The 1052-nt window shown below is 55.0% G+C and carries 3 protein-coding genes; all 3 read right to left on the reverse strand.

Annotation, left to right across the window (positions count from 1 at the left end; translation table 11 throughout):
• Window positions 1-608, reverse strand: a 608-nt coding sequence (locus Q0176_RS07250) for a hypothetical protein (protein WP_299300821.1), incomplete at its 3' end; no start/stop codon positions are given.
• Between the two features lie 3 nt (window positions 609-611).
• Entirely contained in the window at window positions 612-794 is a 183-nt protein-coding gene (locus Q0176_RS07255) for a hypothetical protein (protein ID WP_299300824.1), read from the reverse strand.
• A 43-nt stretch (window positions 795-837) separates the two neighbouring features.
• A partial coding sequence (locus Q0176_RS07260; RefSeq protein WP_299300827.1) for a hypothetical protein occupies window positions 838-1052 on the reverse strand: 215 nt, incomplete at its 5' end.

Below are 1052 nucleotides of genomic sequence, written 5' to 3' on the forward strand. Positions count from 1 at the left end.
GCTATCATTGTCTCGTTTTGAGCTCTTACGGCAGTCAAAGTCGGCGATTTCAGGACCTCTTTCCATTTATTGAGGTCGACCCCCTCCCCAACCCCGGCCGAGGTTTGGCTGTCGCCCACCACATGCGAGGCATGGATCTGTTCCGCAAGGGCCATGGCCTCGGAGCGGGGCAGATGGGGGTAATGTCTCCCCAATTCCGTCGCGATACGTTCCTGCCCCGTCATGGAGACGGCTTCCTTGTAGATTGCGGAGACCTCTTTTTGCACCATTTTTTCCGACCATTCGGGATGAGCCTTCAAGACATTGTTTTGGATGTCCTGCAAGACCTCTTCTTTAGGAAGGGTACCTCGATAAAACCAGTCGTCGGAATGCCCCCAAAGTTCCCGATGCCCCCATCCGCCCGCATGGTTCCCGTTCTTCCATGGAACGGTGTCGATGATCGCCGAGTGAATCTCCCTGCTGGCCTCCGTACTCACTCCCCATATATACTGCCTCTGGAAGCTCAGGTGTTTTTGAAAGGGGAACGCCTGGACCGGCTCCGCGGCAACAGCACAGCAAAAGACTGCAAGGAGCAGACGAACAGCAAAGAAAGGTTGACCTCGCCGCATGGCTCAACGCCACTCCTTGAAGAAATCCTCTATCCTTTTGGCGTCCCGCATGATGTCCGGATCCGTACTAAGATAGGACTTGAGGTCTCCATCATAGCGCTCTTTAGCCAGCGTTCCCTTCCAGAGGCGTAGCAGTTCCTCACGGACGGAATTCGTGGACTGCAGGACGCACAGTCTTTGAGACACGCTTCATAGCCTGATGCCGTATAATAAGTTCTCAAATCATACATCACATGAAGATGGTCTGCCCCTTTAGGGATACCTCCTTGAAGAACACCCCGGTTTTGTCGTCGGCCTCCTCTGCCGTCCTGGCGTAGCCGGCGGCAAAAATCGTCTGCATCGGGACGTCGAAGAAAATCGCCCGGATCGCCCGCCCCAAGGAGTTCGCCAACTCGCGAACGTCCCTCTGAGCATTCTGGAGGCCCTTGAGGTATTGGATATCGT

This window comes from uncultured Fretibacterium sp., from assembly GCF_938040765.1.
Classification (GTDB): domain Bacteria; phylum Synergistota; class Synergistia; order Synergistales; family Aminobacteriaceae; genus CAJPSE01.